The organism is Lentzea sp. NPDC042327 (assembly GCF_040647275.1).
In the GTDB taxonomy this organism is placed as follows: domain Bacteria; phylum Actinomycetota; class Actinomycetes; order Mycobacteriales; family Pseudonocardiaceae; genus Lentzea.
Map to the genome: position 1 here is coordinate 576,934 of NZ_JBEZBX010000001.1, position 15,216 is coordinate 592,149.

Below are 15,216 nucleotides of genomic sequence, written 5' to 3' on the forward strand. Positions count from 1 at the left end.
GAGCTCAGGGCGGCGATGCGGCAGGATCCACTGCGATGGACTCGATCAAACTGCCCCTGAAGCACCAGTCGCGACTGGTCGCGCTCGTCTGCATGGTCGCGGATGCCGGGTTCGTGGTGTACGACGCCTGCTCTGCCGGGCAGCTGGCCGTGGTGCTCGCCATGACCCTGGCCGTGGACGCGATGCTGGCCGGCCCCGCGCGGCTGTCCGGCTGGGTGGCGCTGGCGCAGGCGGCGGTTCCGGTGGTCATCCTCCTCACCATGGGCAGGGGCATCGACCACAACGACGCGGGCATGCTGATCGCCGGGTACCGCGCGGGGGCGTGGCTGCGCGGCGCACCGGCGTGGGCGTCGCTCGGCGTGCTGTCGGCCAGTCTCATGACGGCCCCGCTGGTGAACGAGTACGGCGTGACGATCGCGGTGCTGGTCGCGACCAAGGCGGCGGTGCTGCCGTGGCTCGTCGGCCGCTACACCACGGCCCGGCGCGCCTACCTGGCCGAGCTGGAGAAGCAGCGCGAGGTGGAGGAGCTGGACGCGCAGGCGGCGGTGACGAAGGCGATCACCGAGGAGCGCAGCGCGATCGCCCGCGACCTGCACGACGTGATCGTGCACCACGTCAGCGCCATCAACCTGCACGCGGGCGCCGCCCGGCTGGGCACCGTCGGCAGCAACCCGAAGCTCGCCACGTCGCTGCTCTCGGTCGAGACGGCCAGCCGCGCGGCCATGGTGGACCTGCGCCACCTGCTCGACCTTTTACACGGCACCAACGCGGAGGGCGCGCGCCAGCCGGGGCTGGACAACCTCGACGAGCTGTTCGACGGCGTGCGCGCGGCCGGCACGCCCGCGCGGTTGCTGGTGCGCGGCCAGCACCGGGAGATCCCGGAGTCGTTGGACGTCACCGTGTACCGGATCATCCAGGAGATGCTCACCAACGCGCTGCGGCACGGCGACGCGTCCGGGGTGACGGTGACCCTGGAGTACGCGCCGCGCGCGCTGACCGTGACCGCCGAGAACACCGCCGGCTTCGGCACCGGCCACTCCGGCTCCGTGCGCCGCGGCCTGGTCGGCATCCGCAACCGCGCGGGCATGTTCGCGGGCACCACCCAGTCAGGTCTGGAACCGGACGGCCGGACCTGGCGCACCGCCGTCACGTTCCCCCTGGAGGCGTCATGACCCTGTCGGTGCTGGTCGCCGACGACCACGCGATGCTGCGCTCCGGCATGCGCGCGATCTTCGAGACGCAGGCCGACCTGCGGTGCGTCGGCGAGGTCGCCGACGGCAGGGCTGCGGTGGCCGAGGTGGCGCGGCTGCGCCCGGACGTGGCCGTGCTCGACATCCGCATGCCGAAGCTCGACGGCCTCGGCGCGACCGAGCAGATCCTGGCCGACCCCGGCAACCGCACGAAGGTGCTGCTGCTGACCACCTACGACTCCGACGAGTACGTCTACCGGGCGCTGAACGCCGGTGCGAGCGGTTTCTTGCTGAAGTCGCTGCCGCCGGAGGAGCTGATCTCCGCGGTGCGGGTGGCGGCGCGCGGGGACGCGTTGATCGACCCGTCGGTGACGCAGCGGCTGATCGCGCGGTTCGCCGTGAGCCTCGCCCCTCCCCCGACGCCGCCGGAGCTGGCGCTGCTGACCGCGCGGGAACGCGAGGTGCTGCAACTCGTCGCGGCGGCGCACAGCAACGCCGAGATCGCGGCCCGGCTGCACGTCGGCGACGAGACGGTGAAGACGCACGTGTCGCGGGTGCTGGCAAAGCTGGGGCTGCGGGACCGCGTGCACGCCGTCGCCTACGCGCACATGAACGGGCTCGTGCGGCGCTCGTGAAATTCGCTGTCGCGTGGCGTGGCGCGGTGGTAGACAGCCGCCGTGCAGAATCCTCCGGCGTTCCCCGAACTGCTGCGGTCGATGGACGAACGCTCCACCGCCTTCCGCTCCGCGGTCGCCGCCGCACCCGACCTCGACGCGCAGGTACCGAGCTGTCCTGAGTGGACACTGCACGACCTGGCCCAGCACATCGGCGAGGGCCGGCGCGCCTGGGCCGCCACCGTCGCCGCGGGCCCCGGTGCTGCGGGGAGGTCACCCGCGGACGGGGTGGCGCCGCGGGACCGCGCCGAGCTGGACGCGTGGCTCGCCGAGTCGACCGAGCTGCTGCTGGCCGCGCTGCGGGAAGCGGGTCCCGACCGCGGGTGCTGGGTGTGGTGGACCGGCTCGCAGTCGCCGGCGACCTGCGGAGCCGTTGCGCGGCACCAGCTCCAGCAGCTCGCCGTGCACACCTACGACGCGCAGCTCACCATCGGCGCACCGCAGCCGTTGCCCTCCGACGTGGCGCTCGACGGTGTCGACGAGTTCCAGCGCACCTGCGTGGCGACGACGAGCCCGTGGCCCCACGAGCCCGCGGTGGTCGACTACCGCGCCACCGAGGGCCGGTCGTGGCGGGTGCGGCTCTCCGCGGAAGGGGCCCGCGTGATCACCGGCGAGGGCCCGGCCGACCTGACCGCGACGGGCACGGCGAGCGAGCTGGTGCTGGCGTTCTACGGCCGTGTCCCGGCGCAGGCGCTGGAGTTGGAGGGCGACGCGCGGATCTTCGACCGGCTGGCCGCCTGGGAACCCGCCTGAGGTCATCCCCTGGTCTGATCCGGACGTGCCGGGAGCAACGCCGCGCCACCGCCGCACGTCAGCCGATCATGACGTGGAAAGCACTCGGCGCGACCGCGGTCCTCTGCGCGACCCTCGTGACCCCCGCCCACGCCGCCGGCCAGGTGGTCACGCGGGTACCGGAAGCCGACCGGACAGCCGCGCTGGAGCACTGGACACCGGAGCGCATGAAGGCCGTCGGAGAGGGCGAGGTCCCACCGGCCGAGACGATCGGCAGGCCGTACGCGGGGACGGCGCCCGCGGGGGTGGGGCGGTTGTTCACGTCGAGCTCCCGGGGTGAGGACCGCTCCTGCTCGGCGACGGTCGTGCCGAGCGCGAGCGAGGACGTCGTGCTCACGGCCGGGCACTGCGTCCACGGCGGCACGGACCGGCTGGACCGGCCGATCACGATCGGCGCCGTGGTGTTCGTCCCCGGCTACGACCACGGAGCGGGCCCGGTGTTCGCGGCACGCGCGTTCGCCTGGCCGGACACCTACCGCGGGCCGTCGAGCGCAGAGGACGACTACGCCGTGGTCGCGCTCGACCCGGTGGGCGGCCGGCACGTCCGGGACGTGGCGGGTGCGCAGCGGGTGTCGTTCGACGAGGCCGGCTCACCGGTCGGCGCCACGCTGCTGGGCTACCCGGTCTCGGCGCTGAACCGGGGCGAGGCGCTGGTCGAGTGCGTGCGACCGGCGTCGTTGCGGGTCAACTCCGTCATGGCGGAGTGGCGGACGGACTGCGACCTGGCCGGGGGACGAGCGGTGGGCCGTGGTTGCGCGACTTCGACGCGGCGACCGGGCAGGGGACGGTCTTCGCGGTCACCAGCAGGGGCACGATGAACGTCGACGGCGTCACGACGGACCTGAGCGGAGCGGCGTTCACCCCCGCCGTGCGCGCGTTGCACGAGAACGCGGGAAGGCTGTGACCGTGCGGGGGAAGGTCGAGCGCGACTGGTGGCTGCTGCTCGTCGCGCAGGGCATCAGCACGACGGGCACGCAGGTCACCGTCGTGCTGATCCCCGCCGTCGCCATCCTCGCGTTCGGCTCCGGCATCGGCTCGGCGACGCTGCTGCTGGTCGCCGAGTTCCTGCCGGCGGCGCTGCTCGGGCCGTTCGCGGGCGTGCTGATCGACCGGCTGAGGCCGCGCACCGTGCTCGTGGCCATGGACCTCGTCCGCACCGCCGCCCCGGCCGTGGTCGCGCTGGTCGTCGCGTCCGGGCTGCGGGACATCTGGGTGCTGTACGTGCTGGCCGCGGTCCTGGGTGTGGCGGGCGCGGTGTTCGACGCCGCCGCCGAGGCCGCGATCCCCGGTCTGGTGGCGCCCGACCGGCTGGACCGCGCGAACGCCACCCGGTCGGGGCTGCTCAACCTGGTCCGCGTCGCCGGTCCCGGACTGGGCGGCCTGATCATCGCGGTGGCCGCCTCCGAGCTCGCCCTGCTCGTCACCGCCGGCACGTTCTTCGCCTCGGCGGTGGTGCTCGTCGGAGCCACCTCCGCGACGCTGCTGACCCGGCGCTCGCCCGCGGCGGACGGTCCGTCCCTGGCCGACCAGCTGCGCGACGGCGTCCGGTACCTGCGCGGCGACCTGGTGCTGCGCCGGGCGGTCCTCGGCACGGCGACCATGAACCTCGCGGGCAGCGGCATCGGCGCGCTGTTCTTCGTGTACGCCTACCAGCAGCTGCGGCTCGGCCCGGACGAGGTCGGCCTGACGATGTCCGCGTTCAGCCTCGGCGCCGTGCTGGGCGCGACCGGGTCGGCGTGGGTGACGCGCAGGCTGACCGCCGGTCTCGCCTGCGCGGTGTGCGCGGCCGTCGCGGCGGCCGCGCTCTTCCTGATCCCGGCCGCGGCGCTGGGCCTGGCGTTCCCGGTGCTGACGGTCTACCAGTTCGTCTTCGGCGCCGCCGCGACCGCGTGGGCGGTCATCCTGCTGACCCTGCGGCAACGCCGGACCGCGCCGGAGCTGCTCGGCCGGGTGGGCTCGCTGGTCGGCGCCGTCACCGTCGCCACGGTGCCGCTGGGTGCCGTGCTCGGGACGGCGCTCGCCGGGGCGGTCGGGCTCACCCCGGCGATGCTGCTGCTCGCCGTGCTCGCCGCGACCACCCCGGCGTTCTACCTCAGTCCCCGGTTCCGCTACGCCGACAGCCGCTGAGCCGCGAGCCGGCCGGAGATCAGCACCGGCGGGATGCCGACGCCGGGCGTGGTGCCGCTGCCGGCGAGCACCACGTTGCCGTCGCGGAACGGCAGGTTGCTCGGCCGGAACGGGCCGGTCTGCCCGAACGTGTGAGCGGCGGAGAACGGCGTGCCCGCCGCCTGGCCGTCCCTGGCCCAGTCGTCCGGCGTGATGACGGCGAGCGGTTCGGCGTCCACGACGAGCTTGCGCGCGGTCATCTCGGCGACCAGCTCCTCGGCGTAGCGCTCGGCCATCGCGTCCCAGCGGATCGGCGCCGCGTCGAGGTTCGGGCACGGCGCCAGCAGGTACTGCAGGTGCCGCCCCTGCGGTGCGAGGTCCGGGTCGGTCAGCGACGGGGTGGTCAGCAGCAGCGACGGGTCGCTCATCAGCCGGCCGCGCCGGATGATCTCGTCGAACGTCTCGTTCCACCGGTCGCCGAACGAGATCGTGTGGTGGGCGAGGTCGTCGGCGATGCGGCGGGCGCTCAGGTGCACCACGACCGCCGACGGCGACCAGCGCAACGGCACCACCCGGCGCGGTTCGCCGCGCAGCAGGCGCGTGCTCTGCGCCGGGCCGGTCGCGAGCACCACCGCGTCGCACGGGAACCGCGCGTCGGCCGTGCGCACCGCCTGCACCCGGTGACCGGTGCGGTCGAGCTGCGTCACCTCGACGCCGTAGTGGAACTCCACGCCCGCGCGTGCCGCGGCGTCCGCGAGCGCCTGGGGCATGGCGCGCATGCCGCCCTTCGGGAACCACACGCCGGCGATGGTGTCCATGTAGGCGATGACGGCGTACGCGGCCAAGGCGTCCTTGGGCGCGACACCGGCGTAGAGCGCCTGGAACGTGAAGACCCGCTTCAGCCGTTCGTCGTGCAGGAACTTGCCCACCGCCCGGTCGAGCGACCCGAAGCCACCGAGCCGGGTGAGCCGCAGCAGCTCCGGCCCCACCAGGTCGAGCGGGGAGTCGAAGCTCGAACCGATGAAGTTGTCCCGCTCGACCTCGTACAGCTCCTTGAGCCACGCCCGCAGGTCGCGGTAGCCCTGCGCCTCGCGGCCGCCCGCGAAGTCGCGGACCGCCTGCTCCATCTGCTCGCCGTCGGTGTGCACGTCCAGCGCCGACCCGTCGGAGAACGACGCCCGGTAGGCCGGGTGCAGCGGCAGCAGTTCGAGGTGGTCCTCCCGCCGCTGGCCCACGGCGGCGAACGCGTCGTCGAGCAGCTCCGGCATCGTCAGCACCGTCGGCCCGGTGTCGATCCGGTGCCCGTCCACGTCGAGCCGCCCCGCGAGCCCGCCGGGGTGCGGCAGGCGTTCCAGGACCGTCACCTCGTGCCCCGCACCGCGCAGGTGCAGCGCTGCCGACAACCCGGAGAGCCCGGCACCGACCACGACCACCCGGTCGGTGCGGCCCTTCACCACGTTCACCACTGCCCGGTCACGCCTTCCGCACGGTGGCCTTGCCGGCCAGCCTGATCAACTCGCGTTTCGCATCGGGGTCGATGCCCGCCCGGTCGAGCGCCATCAGCGCGTTCGCCGACAGCACGTCGATGTGCTCCTCCACCGCGTCGACGGCACCGAGCTCGACCAGCAGCTCGCACACCCGTTCCACCAAAGTGTCGTTCACCGGCCCGGTGAGGCTGCGCCGCAGCACCGCCGCCGACCCGTTCGTGGCACGGGACAGCGCGATCGCCATCAACGCCGTCCGCTTGCCCTCGCGCAGGTCCTCGCCCACCGGCTTGCCGGTGACCGCCGGGTCGCCGAACACGCCGATGAGGTCGTCACGCAGCTGGAACGCGATGCCGATGTCGCGGCCGAACTCGCGCAGGCACGCCACGGTGTCCGGACCGGCGCCGGCGATCGCCGCACCGAGCTGCAGCGGCCGTTCCACGGTGTAGGCGGCGGTCTTGAGCGCCGCGACCCGCAGCGCCTGCTCCAGCGACTCCTCCCGGCGCGCGACACCGAGCAGGTCGAGGTGCTGGCCCGCCATCATCTCGGTGCGCATCGCCTGCCACGGCACCCACGCGCGCTGCAGCGCCGCCGGGGAGAGCCCCGCGGTCACGAGCGCGTCGTCGGCCCAGGCGAGGGCGAGGTCGCCCACGAGCACCGCGGCCGAGTCGCCGTACTGGCGGGCACTTCCGGCCCAGCGCGACCGGCGGTGCCGCAGTGCGAACAGCTCGTGCACCGACGGCCGGCCGCGTCGCATCGTGGAGCGGTCCATCACGTCGTCGTGCGCCAGAGCGCAACATTGCAGCAACTCCAGGCAAACCAGGGCGCGCACGACGGCGTCCCGCTCCCCTCCCCCCGCGGCGCGCCAGCCCTCCCAGGCGAACCGCGGCCGGATCCTCTTCCCTCCCGCGGCGAGCATCGCGTGCAGCTCGCCGGCGAGCTCCGGCACCACGTCCGGGCGGTCGGCGAGGAAGTCGTGCAAAGCCGCGTCGAACAGGGCGGCGAAGTCGTCCACCCGCGACATGCGGGTGTCCACGCTGGTCAGCAGCGACATCGTCGCCCCTCTCGGCGGTCGGTCCTGGTCAGGTGAATGGAGCTAATCAGCGCCGCAGCGGCTTCGCATGATGAGCGTGGTCGTTGTGCACGGCGACACAGCCGGTTCTAGCGTGGGCACATGTCCGCAGACCGGGAGCTCGACGCCGCCGGCATCACCACACCTGCCCTGCGTGAGGCGTACCGGCGTTGCCGTGCGCTGAACGCGGAACACGGCCGCACCTACTACCTCGCAACACGGTTGCTCAGTCCGGAGCAACGCCCCGCCGTCCACGCGCTGTACGGGTTCGCACGCTGGGTCGACGACATCGTCGACGACCTCCACAGTGGACTCGACCGGAAGCAGGCCGCCCTCGCCGAGGCCGAGCGGAACCTGGAGGCCGCCCTGCGCGACGGCGCCTCCACTGACCCGGTGATGTCCGCCCTGCTCGACACCGCACACCGCTACGAGATCCCGCACGTCCACTTCCGCGACTTCATGACGTCCATGCGCATGGACCTGACCACCACCGACTACCCCACCTTCTCCGATCTAAAGACGTACGTGCACGGTTCCGCCGCGGTGATCGGCCTGCAGGTGCTGCCGGTGCTCGGCACGAGCGTGCCGCGCGCGGAGGCGGAACCCGCCGCCGCCGCGCTCGGCGTCGCGTTCCAGCTGACGAACTTCATCCGCGACGTCGGCGAGGACCTCGACCGCGGCCGGGTCTACCTGCCCGCGGACGAGCTCGCGGCGTTCGGCGTCGACCGCGAGCGGCTGGTGCACGCGCGCAAGACCGGCAAGGCCGACGAGCAGGTGCGGGCGGCGTTGCGCGACCAGGTGCAGCGGGCGAAGCGGGTGTACACGGAGGCGTGGCCGGGTATTGCGATGCTCGCGCCGCGTTCGCGCCCGTGTGTGTTGACGGCGTATCGGCTCTACGGCCGCATCCTCGACCTGGTGGAGGAGGCGGACTGCGACGTGCTGTCCCGGCGCGTCGTGGTGTCCAACGGCAGGCGGCTCGCCGTCGCGCTCCCGGCGCTGGCCAGGGCGGTGTTCGCCCGTGCGGCCTGATGGAGGGAAAGCCATGCGCGACCGGATTCCACTGCGCGTTTACTCGAGCCCGCCGTGGCGCGAGCAGCGCCCGACGTGGCAGGACGCCAAGCCCGCGCTGATCGAGGCGGCGCTCAAGCGCGCCACCGCCCGCCCGTCGGGCAACTGGTTCGTCGCGGGGGCGAGCGGGGACGTCGAGCGCGGCAAGGCCTGTGGCCGCACGATCGCCGGGCAGGAGGTCGTGCTCTGGCGCGGGCCGCGGGGCGTGCTGATGGCGGGTTCCGGGTCGTGCCCGCACCTGGGTGCGCCGCTGTGCGACGGTGCCGTGGCCGAGGGCAGGCTGATCTGCCGCTGGCACGGTCTCGCGCTGGAGGGCAAGAAGTTCGGCGCGTGGACGCCCTACCCGGCGCACGACGACGGCGTGCTGGTGTGGGTGCGGCTGGACGAGGCCGGTGGCGAGGAGCCGCTGCCGGCGCCGGTGCTGCCGCAGCGCCCGCCGGCCGGTGCGATCGACGCCGTGGCCACGCTGATCGGCCGCTGCGACCCGGAGGACGTGGTCGCGAACCGGCTCGACCCGTGGCACGGCGCGTGGTTCCACCCGTACTCGTTCGCGAACCTCAAGGTCGTCGAGACGCCGACCGAGGAGGACGACAGGTTCCTCGTCGAGGTGACATTCCGGCTCGCCGGCCGTGTCGGGGTGCCGGTGGTCGCGGCGTTCACCTGCCCGGAGCCGCGGACGGTGGTGATGCACATCGTCGAGGGCGAGGGCGAGGGCAGCGTCGTCGAGACGCACGCGACCCCGATCCGCGAGGGCCGCACCGCGGTCGTGGAGGCGACCATCGCGCACTCCGACCGGCCCGGTTTCGCGCTGGCGCGGCCGGTGGCCGGTGCGCTGCGCCCGATGATGCGCTGGGCGGCGGCCCGGTTGTGGCGCGACGACCTGGCCTACGCCGAACGCCGGTACGCCCTTCGGCGAAACGGGCGGTTCCCCGACTGAGCGAGTCGACTTGCACCGATTTTGAATCGAATTTAGGCTAGGAGGCGTCAGCACGGTCAGACCCCGAAGAGGACGTGCGCCATGCCCGAACTGTCTCGTTTGCCCAGGCCTGTCACCGACTCGTGGGACTGGCAGCTCTCCGGCCTGTGCCGCGGCATGGACAGCGCCTACTTCTTCCACACGCCCAACGAGCGCGGCTCCGCGCGCGACCAGCGCGAAGCCGCGGCCAAGGCGATCTGCCAGCGCTGCCCGGTGATGGAGAAGTGCCGGTCGCACGCGTTGGAGGTGCAGGAGACGTTCGGCATCTGGGGCGGCCTCGGCGAGAGCGAGCTGAGGGCGATCCTCTCCGAGCGCTCCCGCCGGCGGTGACCTACGCACCCCGCGCTGTCGCCGCGATGCTCGGCGTCTCCCCTGTCACGTTGAGGACGTGGGACCAGCGCTACGGGCTGGGCCCCTCCGGGCGCACCGAGGGCGGCCACCGGCGGTACGAGGAGGCCGACGTCGAGGTGCTGCGCCGGATGGTCGCGCTGACCGGCCAGGGCGTCACCCCCGCGGCCGCGGCCGAGCTGGCGCAACGCGGACCGGCTGACCGGCGCGGCACCCCGCGCGCCCTGCTCGGCGCCGACGAGGCCGAGTCGGTCCGCCGCGGTTTCATCACCGCCGCGAAACGCCTCGACGAACCGCTGATGCTCGACCTCGCCGGCAAGCTCCTCACCGCCCACGGCGTGGTGGCCGCGTGGGAGCAGGTCTTCGCGCCGTGCCTGGTGGAACTGGGCCACATGGTCACCGAACGCGGCCGGGGCGTGGAGGTCGAGCACCTGGCGAGCTCCAGCCTGCTGCACGCGCTGCGCGGCGTCCCGGTGGCGAGCAGCCCCGGCGTGCTGGCCGCGCTGCTCTCGTGCGCCCCGGAGGAACAGCACGGCCTGGCGCTGGAGGCCCTCGGTGCCGCGCTGTCCGAGGAGGACGTGCTGTGGCGCAACCTCGGCGCCCGCGTACCCGCCCAGGCGCTGTACGACGCGGTGGTGCGCCTGCGCCCGGCCGTCGTGCTGGTGTGGGCGCACCGCCCCGACCTCGCCCGGCAGGTGCCGCTTGCGAAGCTCGCCGAGCGGTCGAGCGCCCTGGTCGCGGTCGCCGGGCCCGGCTGGGCCGAGGTGGCGCTGCCATCGTTCGTGCGGGCGCCCGGCACGTTGAGCGAGGCCATCGACCTGGTGCTCCACCGCGTCCGCGGCTGACCCGCGTCCCTCTCACCGCGGCCAGGACGCGGGCTAGGAAGTCTTGTCCGCCCTCTCCCCTCCTTGCTGCCCAGGCGTCTGCAAGTACCACCAACACATGATCAAACCGTCGCTGACTACCACCAACACGGTCACCACCTGTCGAACCAGGTTCCAGGTCCGCGGACGGCCGGCGGCGCTGTTGGCAGTAGAAAAGTGCCTGTTGATGTTGAGTTGGTGGTACTTGCAGACGCCGGCGAAGTTCAGCCGTGGTCGCGCACGCCCTTCAGCGCGGCGCGCAGGCAGACCGCCCGCACGCTGGCCGGCCGCAGCTCCGACCACCACGACGGCAGTGCGGACCGAGCTGGTCACCGAACAGCAGCAGCGCCTTCTCGCCGGTCACCGGCCACCGCGCAGGTCGGCCAGCACGGCGTGCGCGGCCCTGCGGCCGGAGTGCAGCGCGCCCTGGATCGAGCTGGTGTCGCGGTGGTCGCCGCAGACGTACCGGCGTTCGCCCGCCCGCACGGACTGCTTGAGCCGGTGCGGTGCGGCCATCGACGGCAGCGCCCGCGGGATGTCGTAGCGGCGCAGCACCTCCCAGTCGCGGGTGTCGGTGTCGTACAGGCGGTTCAGGTGGTGGCGGACGTCCTGTTCGGACGCTGCGCCGAGCACGGTGGCCTGCACCAGCGGGGTCCGCGGCGAGTACGGCCGCGACACCTCCGACATCACCGCCGTGTTCACGACCGGCCCGCCGTTCGCGTCGACCACCAGGCACCCGTCGCGCAACGGCGACCGCGGCGGGCCGAAGTACCAGGTGGTGACACCGTTCCAGCGCGGTTCGACCAGCCCCGGCAGCAACCGCGCCGCCGTCGAGCCGTCCGTGGCCACGACCACCGCGTCCGCCGGGACCCGACCGCCCTCGGCCAGGTCGACCCGGTCGTCGTGCACGGCCCGCACCGCGGTCTCCAGCTGCACGGTCCCCTCGGGCAACCGGGCCGCCAGCGCCCTGGGCAGCTCCCCCATGCCGAGCGCCGGCACCGCTGCTCCCCCGCGTGCGAAGCTGCGCCACACCAGGTGGAAGAACCGCGACGAGGTCCGCAGCTCCCGCTCCAGGAACACCCCGGACAGGAACGGCCGGAACACCGCCTCCACCCCCCGTTCGGTCACCCCGAGCCGCCGCAGCTCGTCGTACGTCGTGCGGTCCGGTGCGGCGAGCAACGGCCGCACGGGCCCGAACGCGTCCGGTGCGGAGAACCGGGCCAGCGCCGCGAGGTCCCGCGCACCGAGCACGTGCTGGCGCAGCAAGCCGTCGAACGCCGACGCACCGCTGCGCGGGTCGGCGAGCAGGTCGTGCCGGCCCTCGTCGTGCACGAACACACCGGGCCGCAGGTGCCGCAGCGGGAACGGCCCGAGGTCGAGCCGTTCGAGCTCCGGGTAGGCGGGCAGCATGATCTGGAAGCCCCGGTCGAACCGCACACCGTCCACGACGTCCGTGCGCACCCGCCCGCCGACCTCGTCGCCGGCCTCCAGGACGGTGACCTCGTGACCGGCGGCGGTCAGCTCCAGTGCGGCGCTCAGACCGGCCAGGCCGGCGCCCACGACGACGATCACGATGGCCTCCAAGGGGAACGGACGACGGGCGTCCGAGAACGGGCAACGGGCGTCGGTGCGGTTCCAGCCAGTACCGGCACAGCGGGCACGGTCACGCCGTCCTCCACCGGCGCGCCGCACCGCGCAGCAGCGGAACCCGCCCTTCCCGCGGTACCGTCCACAGCTCCGTCCCGGCCACCCCCCACCGGCTCAGCAGCCGGTTGGCCGCCGCGAACCCGGTGGTGGCCGCGCGTTCCATGAGCGCCACCGGCAGGTCGATCCGCACCAGGTCACCGGCGAGGACCAGGAACTCGTCGGGGGTCCGCACTCCCGGCCGGCGCGCGTAGCCGCCTGCGGGGAACAGCGGGCAGTCCTCGCGCAGCTCGTGCCGTTCGTCCACCACGACGGCGCTCTTCGTCTCCGGGTACACCTCGGTCAGCTGGTCCCACAACCGCTTCCTGGCGTCGGCTTCGTCCACGTCGGACGGAAGTGCGTAGCCGTGCAGCTCCACGACCGACCCGCCGGTGCGGGCGGCCCACGCCCGTGCCTCGTGCTCGTAGTGGTCGAGCACGCTGATGTTGTCGAGCAGGTCGTGCCCGCCGGTGCCGAGGAAGCCCGGCCGGTCGGCGTCCACCGGGCGGTCCAGCCAGTAGCGGGAGACCAGGAACCGCGGTGCGGTGCGCAGGCCGGCGACCCGTTCGCGCCAGGCCGCGTCACCGAGGGAGGGCGACGCCTCGACGACCGAGCGCAGGCCGGGGACGTCGGCGGCGAGCACCACGGCGTCCGCTTCGATCGCGCCGCCGCCGATGGTCACGGAGTACCGCCGGTTCTCACCCGGCTGCACCGACCGCACCTCGGCGCCCGTGCACAGGGTGGCGCCCAGCGACGCCAGGTGCCGGCCCAGCGGGTCCCACAGGCCGTGCGGGAACGGGTCGGCGGCCACGTCGAACAGCAGGCCCTCGTCGGAGCCGAGGAAGTAGATGTGGAACATGACCGCGAGCTCCGCGGCCGACATCCGGGTCGGGTGGGCGAAGAAGCTGCGGGAGAACACCTCGAACGCCAGCGCGTGCGCGGCGCGGGGGAACCGGATGCGCTCCAGGTAGGTCGCGGCGTCGAGGCCGTCGAGCTCCTCGTAGACACGCGGCACCGACACGTCCAGCAGCGACAGCGCCGCCCGTGCGTTGATGCCGGGCAGATCGCGCCAGCGGAACGTGGGGCTGCTGCGCAGGAACGCCAGCGCGTTCCACGGCACGGTCGTCGGCAGCCCCGCGAAGCTGTCGCGGTGCCCGGAGGCGTGCTGCAGCGGGTAGTCCGGCAGGGCGGTGAGCGCGCAGCCCGCCGGGTCGACGCGCTTCAACAGCGCCCGCAGGTTGTAGTACTGCCGGAAGAACGCGTGGAAGCCGCGGGTCATGGTGGCCTCGCTGCCGTCGGCGAGCCGCGTGCTCCACCCGCCGACGCGGCCACCGAGGTAGTCCTCCCGTTCGCACAGCACGACCCGCGCGCCCCGTTCGGCGAGCAGCGTCGACGCGGCGAGTCCCGCGATGCCGCCGCCCACCACGGCCACGACGGGTGCGTCGCCGTCGAACTGCGGGCGCCCGGCCGGTGCCGGGACCCGCACGGCCCTGCGGTCCCTCACCGCTGCCCTCCCGGCGCGTGACCGAGGAAGGTGTGCACGACACCGAGCTGCAGACCGGGCACCGGCGAGCTGCACACGCCGGTGTACCCGTTGCGCCGCAACCGGTCCCGCAGGGCGGTGGCGCCGTCGAAGTCGACCACGCTGCGCCACAGGTAGGTGTAGAGCGACCGGTCGCCGGTGACCAGCCAGCCGGCCGGGACGACGACGCCGCACAGCGCCGTCCACACCGCGCGGCTCACCAGCGAGTCGCGCACCGAGTACTCGTGCAGCACCAGCCGGCCGCCGGGCCGCAACAACTTTCCGATGTGCCGCAACGTGGAGTCCGGGTCGGGCAGGTTGCGCAGCAGGTACGCGGCGAACACCGCGTCGAACTCGCCCTCGTCGACGTCCTCGGCACGGCTGTGCACGAACCGCACGGTGCTCGGCCAGCGCTTCCGCCGCGCCTGCGCGAGCATCCCGGCCGACGCGTCCACGGCGACGACCTCCACGCCCGGCGCCGCGGTGACCAGTGCCGCGGTCGAGGCGCCCGTGCCGCAGCCGAGGTCGAGCACGCGCATGCCCGGCCGCAGCCCGAGCGCGCGGGCCGAGCGGCGCAACGCCTGGTGGTAGCCCGGGTTCAGCCCCACCAGCAGGTCGTACCCGCGGGCCGCCCGGTCGAACTTCCCCGGCACCTCAAGCTTGTTCACGTGCCTGCCTTCCCCGTTCCCACACCATCAGCACCGCCGTCACCATCGCGAAGCCGTAGAGGAAGTCCTCCACCGGGATGTCCCACGGCACCCTGATCCCGCTGATCGCCCAGTCCGCGTACAGCACCACCGGTGCGTCCAGCTTCGTCAGCCACCCGTCCACCGGGACCTGGAACCCCAGCACGATCGCCATCGTCACCCAGTACGCCGGCAGGGCGAACAGCCCCGTCCGCAGCACGAGCAGCTCCAGCAGCACCACGAGCACCGCCGCGGCGACCGCGGCGAGCAGGTACTCCTCAACCATCGGGCAACCACCGGCCGGCCAGGCCGCGCACCGCCTCGTAGGTCAGCACCGCGCAGGTCGGGATGACGACGAAGAAGAGCACCTCCTCGATCGGCAGGACCCCGGCCAGCTCGATCCCCGTGGTCGCCCGCGGGTGGAAGCTCCAGTGACCGCGCAAGATCGCCACGACGTCCCAGGCGGCGAGGACGAGCAGCACCGGAGCGACCGCGCGGGCCAGCTCCGGCCACCGGCGGTAGACACCGCGGCCCATCCACTCCAGCGGCAGGGTGATCAGCAGGCACACCCCCAGCACCGCGAGGTACTCGTACTGGCTTCGCATCCGTCCGCCTCCCTGTGGACGACCGTATGGGGCTGGTCGGAGGTCTGCACAACGGGCGGGACAACTCGTCAGGGTGATCGTCGCGGGCCCAGCTCACCGCGGTGGGCGACGAACGGCAACAACTCGAACACCCGCCGGACGGCATCG

16 protein-coding genes are annotated in these 15,216 nt (G+C 73.5%); 9 read left to right on the top strand and 7 right to left on the bottom strand.

The genetic code is table 11. The features are described from left to right. The first annotated feature begins 35 nt into the window (after positions 1-35). The 5 genes from AB0A63_RS02345 (at position 36) to AB0A63_RS02365 (ending at position 4,783) form a co-directional block, all read left to right on the top strand. On the top strand, positions 36-1,172 hold the full coding sequence (locus AB0A63_RS02345; RefSeq protein ID WP_360384405.1) for a histidine kinase: 1,137 nt from the start codon (positions 36-38) through the stop codon (positions 1,170-1,172). Next, positions 1,169-1,825 carry a response regulator transcription factor gene (locus AB0A63_RS02350; RefSeq protein WP_360384407.1) on the top strand — a complete coding sequence of 219 codons (657 nt, stop codon included), beginning with the start codon at positions 1,169-1,171 and terminating at the stop codon, positions 1,823-1,825. The genes AB0A63_RS02345 and AB0A63_RS02350 overlap by 4 nt, the downstream gene beginning before the upstream one ends. Positions 1,826-1,867: 42 nt before the next feature. Further along, positions 1,868-2,617, top strand: a complete 750-nt coding sequence (locus AB0A63_RS02355; RefSeq protein WP_360384409.1) for a maleylpyruvate isomerase family mycothiol-dependent enzyme — start codon at positions 1,868-1,870, stop codon at positions 2,615-2,617. A 68-nt stretch (positions 2,618-2,685) separates the two neighbouring features. Next, positions 2,686-3,474 carry a hypothetical protein gene (locus AB0A63_RS02360; RefSeq protein WP_360384411.1) on the top strand — a complete coding sequence of 263 codons (789 nt, stop codon included), beginning with the start codon at positions 2,686-2,688 and terminating at the stop codon, positions 3,472-3,474. Positions 3,475-3,562: 88 nt separating this feature from the next. Then, on the top strand, positions 3,563-4,783 hold the full coding sequence (locus AB0A63_RS02365) for an MFS transporter (RefSeq protein ID WP_360384413.1): 1,221 nt from the start codon (positions 3,563-3,565) through the stop codon (positions 4,781-4,783). On the opposite strand, the gene crtI is transcribed toward AB0A63_RS02365, so the two are convergent. Together crtI and AB0A63_RS02375 are read right to left on the bottom strand one after the other, a co-directional pair. Continuing rightward, positions 4,765-6,225, bottom strand: a complete 1,461-nt coding sequence (crtI, locus tag AB0A63_RS02370; RefSeq protein WP_360384980.1) for a phytoene desaturase family protein — start codon at positions 6,223-6,225, stop codon at positions 4,765-4,767. The two genes, AB0A63_RS02365 and crtI, sit on opposite strands and share 19 nt — an antisense overlap. 10 nt (positions 6,226-6,235) lie before the next feature. Continuing rightward, positions 6,236-7,300: a polyprenyl synthetase family protein gene (locus AB0A63_RS02375; RefSeq protein WP_360384415.1), complete on the bottom strand. Its 1,065-nt coding sequence runs from the start codon at positions 7,298-7,300 to the stop codon at positions 6,236-6,238. A gap of 120 nt (positions 7,301-7,420) precedes the next feature. Here AB0A63_RS02375 and AB0A63_RS02380 point away from each other — a divergent pair, with 120 nt between their 5' ends. From AB0A63_RS02380 to AB0A63_RS02395, 4 genes are all read left to right on the top strand, one after another. Next, entirely contained in the window at positions 7,421-8,347 is a 927-nt protein-coding gene (locus tag AB0A63_RS02380; protein WP_360384417.1) for a phytoene/squalene synthase family protein, read from the top strand. A 13-nt stretch (positions 8,348-8,360) separates the two neighbouring features. Next, a complete protein-coding gene (locus AB0A63_RS02385) occupies positions 8,361-9,323 on the top strand; it encodes a DUF5914 domain-containing protein (protein ID WP_360384419.1) in 963 nt (320 codons plus the stop codon). An 81-nt stretch (positions 9,324-9,404) separates the two neighbouring features. Next, the gene (locus AB0A63_RS02390; protein WP_360384421.1) at positions 9,405-9,692 is read left to right on the top strand and encodes a WhiB family transcriptional regulator; all 288 of its coding nucleotides are present in this window, start codon (positions 9,405-9,407) and stop codon (positions 9,690-9,692) included. Continuing rightward, positions 9,689-10,555 (top strand): MerR family transcriptional regulator, encoded by an 867-nt coding sequence (locus AB0A63_RS02395; RefSeq protein WP_360384423.1) that lies wholly within the window; start codon positions 9,689-9,691, stop codon positions 10,553-10,555. Before AB0A63_RS02390 ends, AB0A63_RS02395 begins: the two co-directional genes overlap by 4 nt. A gap of 378 nt (positions 10,556-10,933) precedes the next feature. Here the strand turns inward: AB0A63_RS02395 and AB0A63_RS02400 are convergent, their stop codons facing one another. The 5 genes from AB0A63_RS02400 to AB0A63_RS02420 form a co-directional block, all read right to left on the bottom strand. Then, on the bottom strand, positions 10,934-12,145 hold the full coding sequence (locus AB0A63_RS02400; RefSeq protein ID WP_360384425.1) for an NAD(P)/FAD-dependent oxidoreductase: 1,212 nt from the start codon (positions 12,143-12,145) through the stop codon (positions 10,934-10,936). A 91-nt stretch (positions 12,146-12,236) separates the two neighbouring features. Further along, positions 12,237-13,760, bottom strand: a complete 1,524-nt coding sequence (locus tag AB0A63_RS02405; protein ID WP_360384427.1) for an FAD-dependent oxidoreductase — start codon at positions 13,758-13,760, stop codon at positions 12,237-12,239. Next, the gene (locus AB0A63_RS02410; RefSeq protein ID WP_360384429.1) at positions 13,757-14,446 is read right to left on the bottom strand and encodes a class I SAM-dependent methyltransferase; all 690 of its coding nucleotides are present in this window, start codon (positions 14,444-14,446) and stop codon (positions 13,757-13,759) included. The genes AB0A63_RS02405 and AB0A63_RS02410 overlap by 4 nt, the downstream gene beginning before the upstream one ends. Then, positions 14,433-14,750, bottom strand: coding sequence for a lycopene cyclase domain-containing protein (locus AB0A63_RS02415; protein ID WP_360384431.1), 318 nt, complete (start codon positions 14,748-14,750; stop codon positions 14,433-14,435). The genes AB0A63_RS02410 and AB0A63_RS02415 overlap by 14 nt, the downstream gene beginning before the upstream one ends. Further along, a complete protein-coding gene (locus AB0A63_RS02420; RefSeq protein ID WP_360384433.1) occupies positions 14,743-15,069 on the bottom strand; it encodes a lycopene cyclase domain-containing protein in 327 nt (108 codons plus the stop codon). The genes AB0A63_RS02415 and AB0A63_RS02420 overlap by 8 nt, the downstream gene beginning before the upstream one ends. Between the last annotated feature and the right edge of the window lie 147 nt (positions 15,070-15,216).

Coding starts and splice junctions, on each gene's coding strand:
- AB0A63_RS02345 (WP_360384405.1), top strand. CDS start 36: ATGGACTCGATCAAACTGCCCCTGAAGCACCAGTCGCGACTGGTCGCG.
- AB0A63_RS02350 (WP_360384407.1), top strand. CDS start 1,169: ATGACCCTGTCGGTGCTGGTCGCCGACGACCACGCGATGCTGCGCTCC.
- AB0A63_RS02360 (WP_360384411.1), top strand. CDS start 2,686: ATGACGTGGAAAGCACTCGGCGCGACCGCGGTCCTCTGCGCGACCCTC.
- AB0A63_RS02375 (WP_360384415.1), bottom strand. CDS start 7,300: ATGTCGCTGCTGACCAGCGTGGACACCCGCATGTCGCGGGTGGACGAC.
- AB0A63_RS02380 (WP_360384417.1), top strand. CDS start 7,421: ATGTCCGCAGACCGGGAGCTCGACGCCGCCGGCATCACCACACCTGCC.
- AB0A63_RS02385 (WP_360384419.1), top strand. CDS start 8,361: ATGCGCGACCGGATTCCACTGCGCGTTTACTCGAGCCCGCCGTGGCGC.
- AB0A63_RS02390 (WP_360384421.1), top strand. CDS start 9,405: ATGCCCGAACTGTCTCGTTTGCCCAGGCCTGTCACCGACTCGTGGGAC.
- AB0A63_RS02415 (WP_360384431.1), bottom strand. CDS start 14,750: ATGGTTGAGGAGTACCTGCTCGCCGCGGTCGCCGCGGCGGTGCTCGTG.
- AB0A63_RS02420 (WP_360384433.1), bottom strand. CDS start 15,069: ATGCGAAGCCAGTACGAGTACCTCGCGGTGCTGGGGGTGTGCCTGCTG.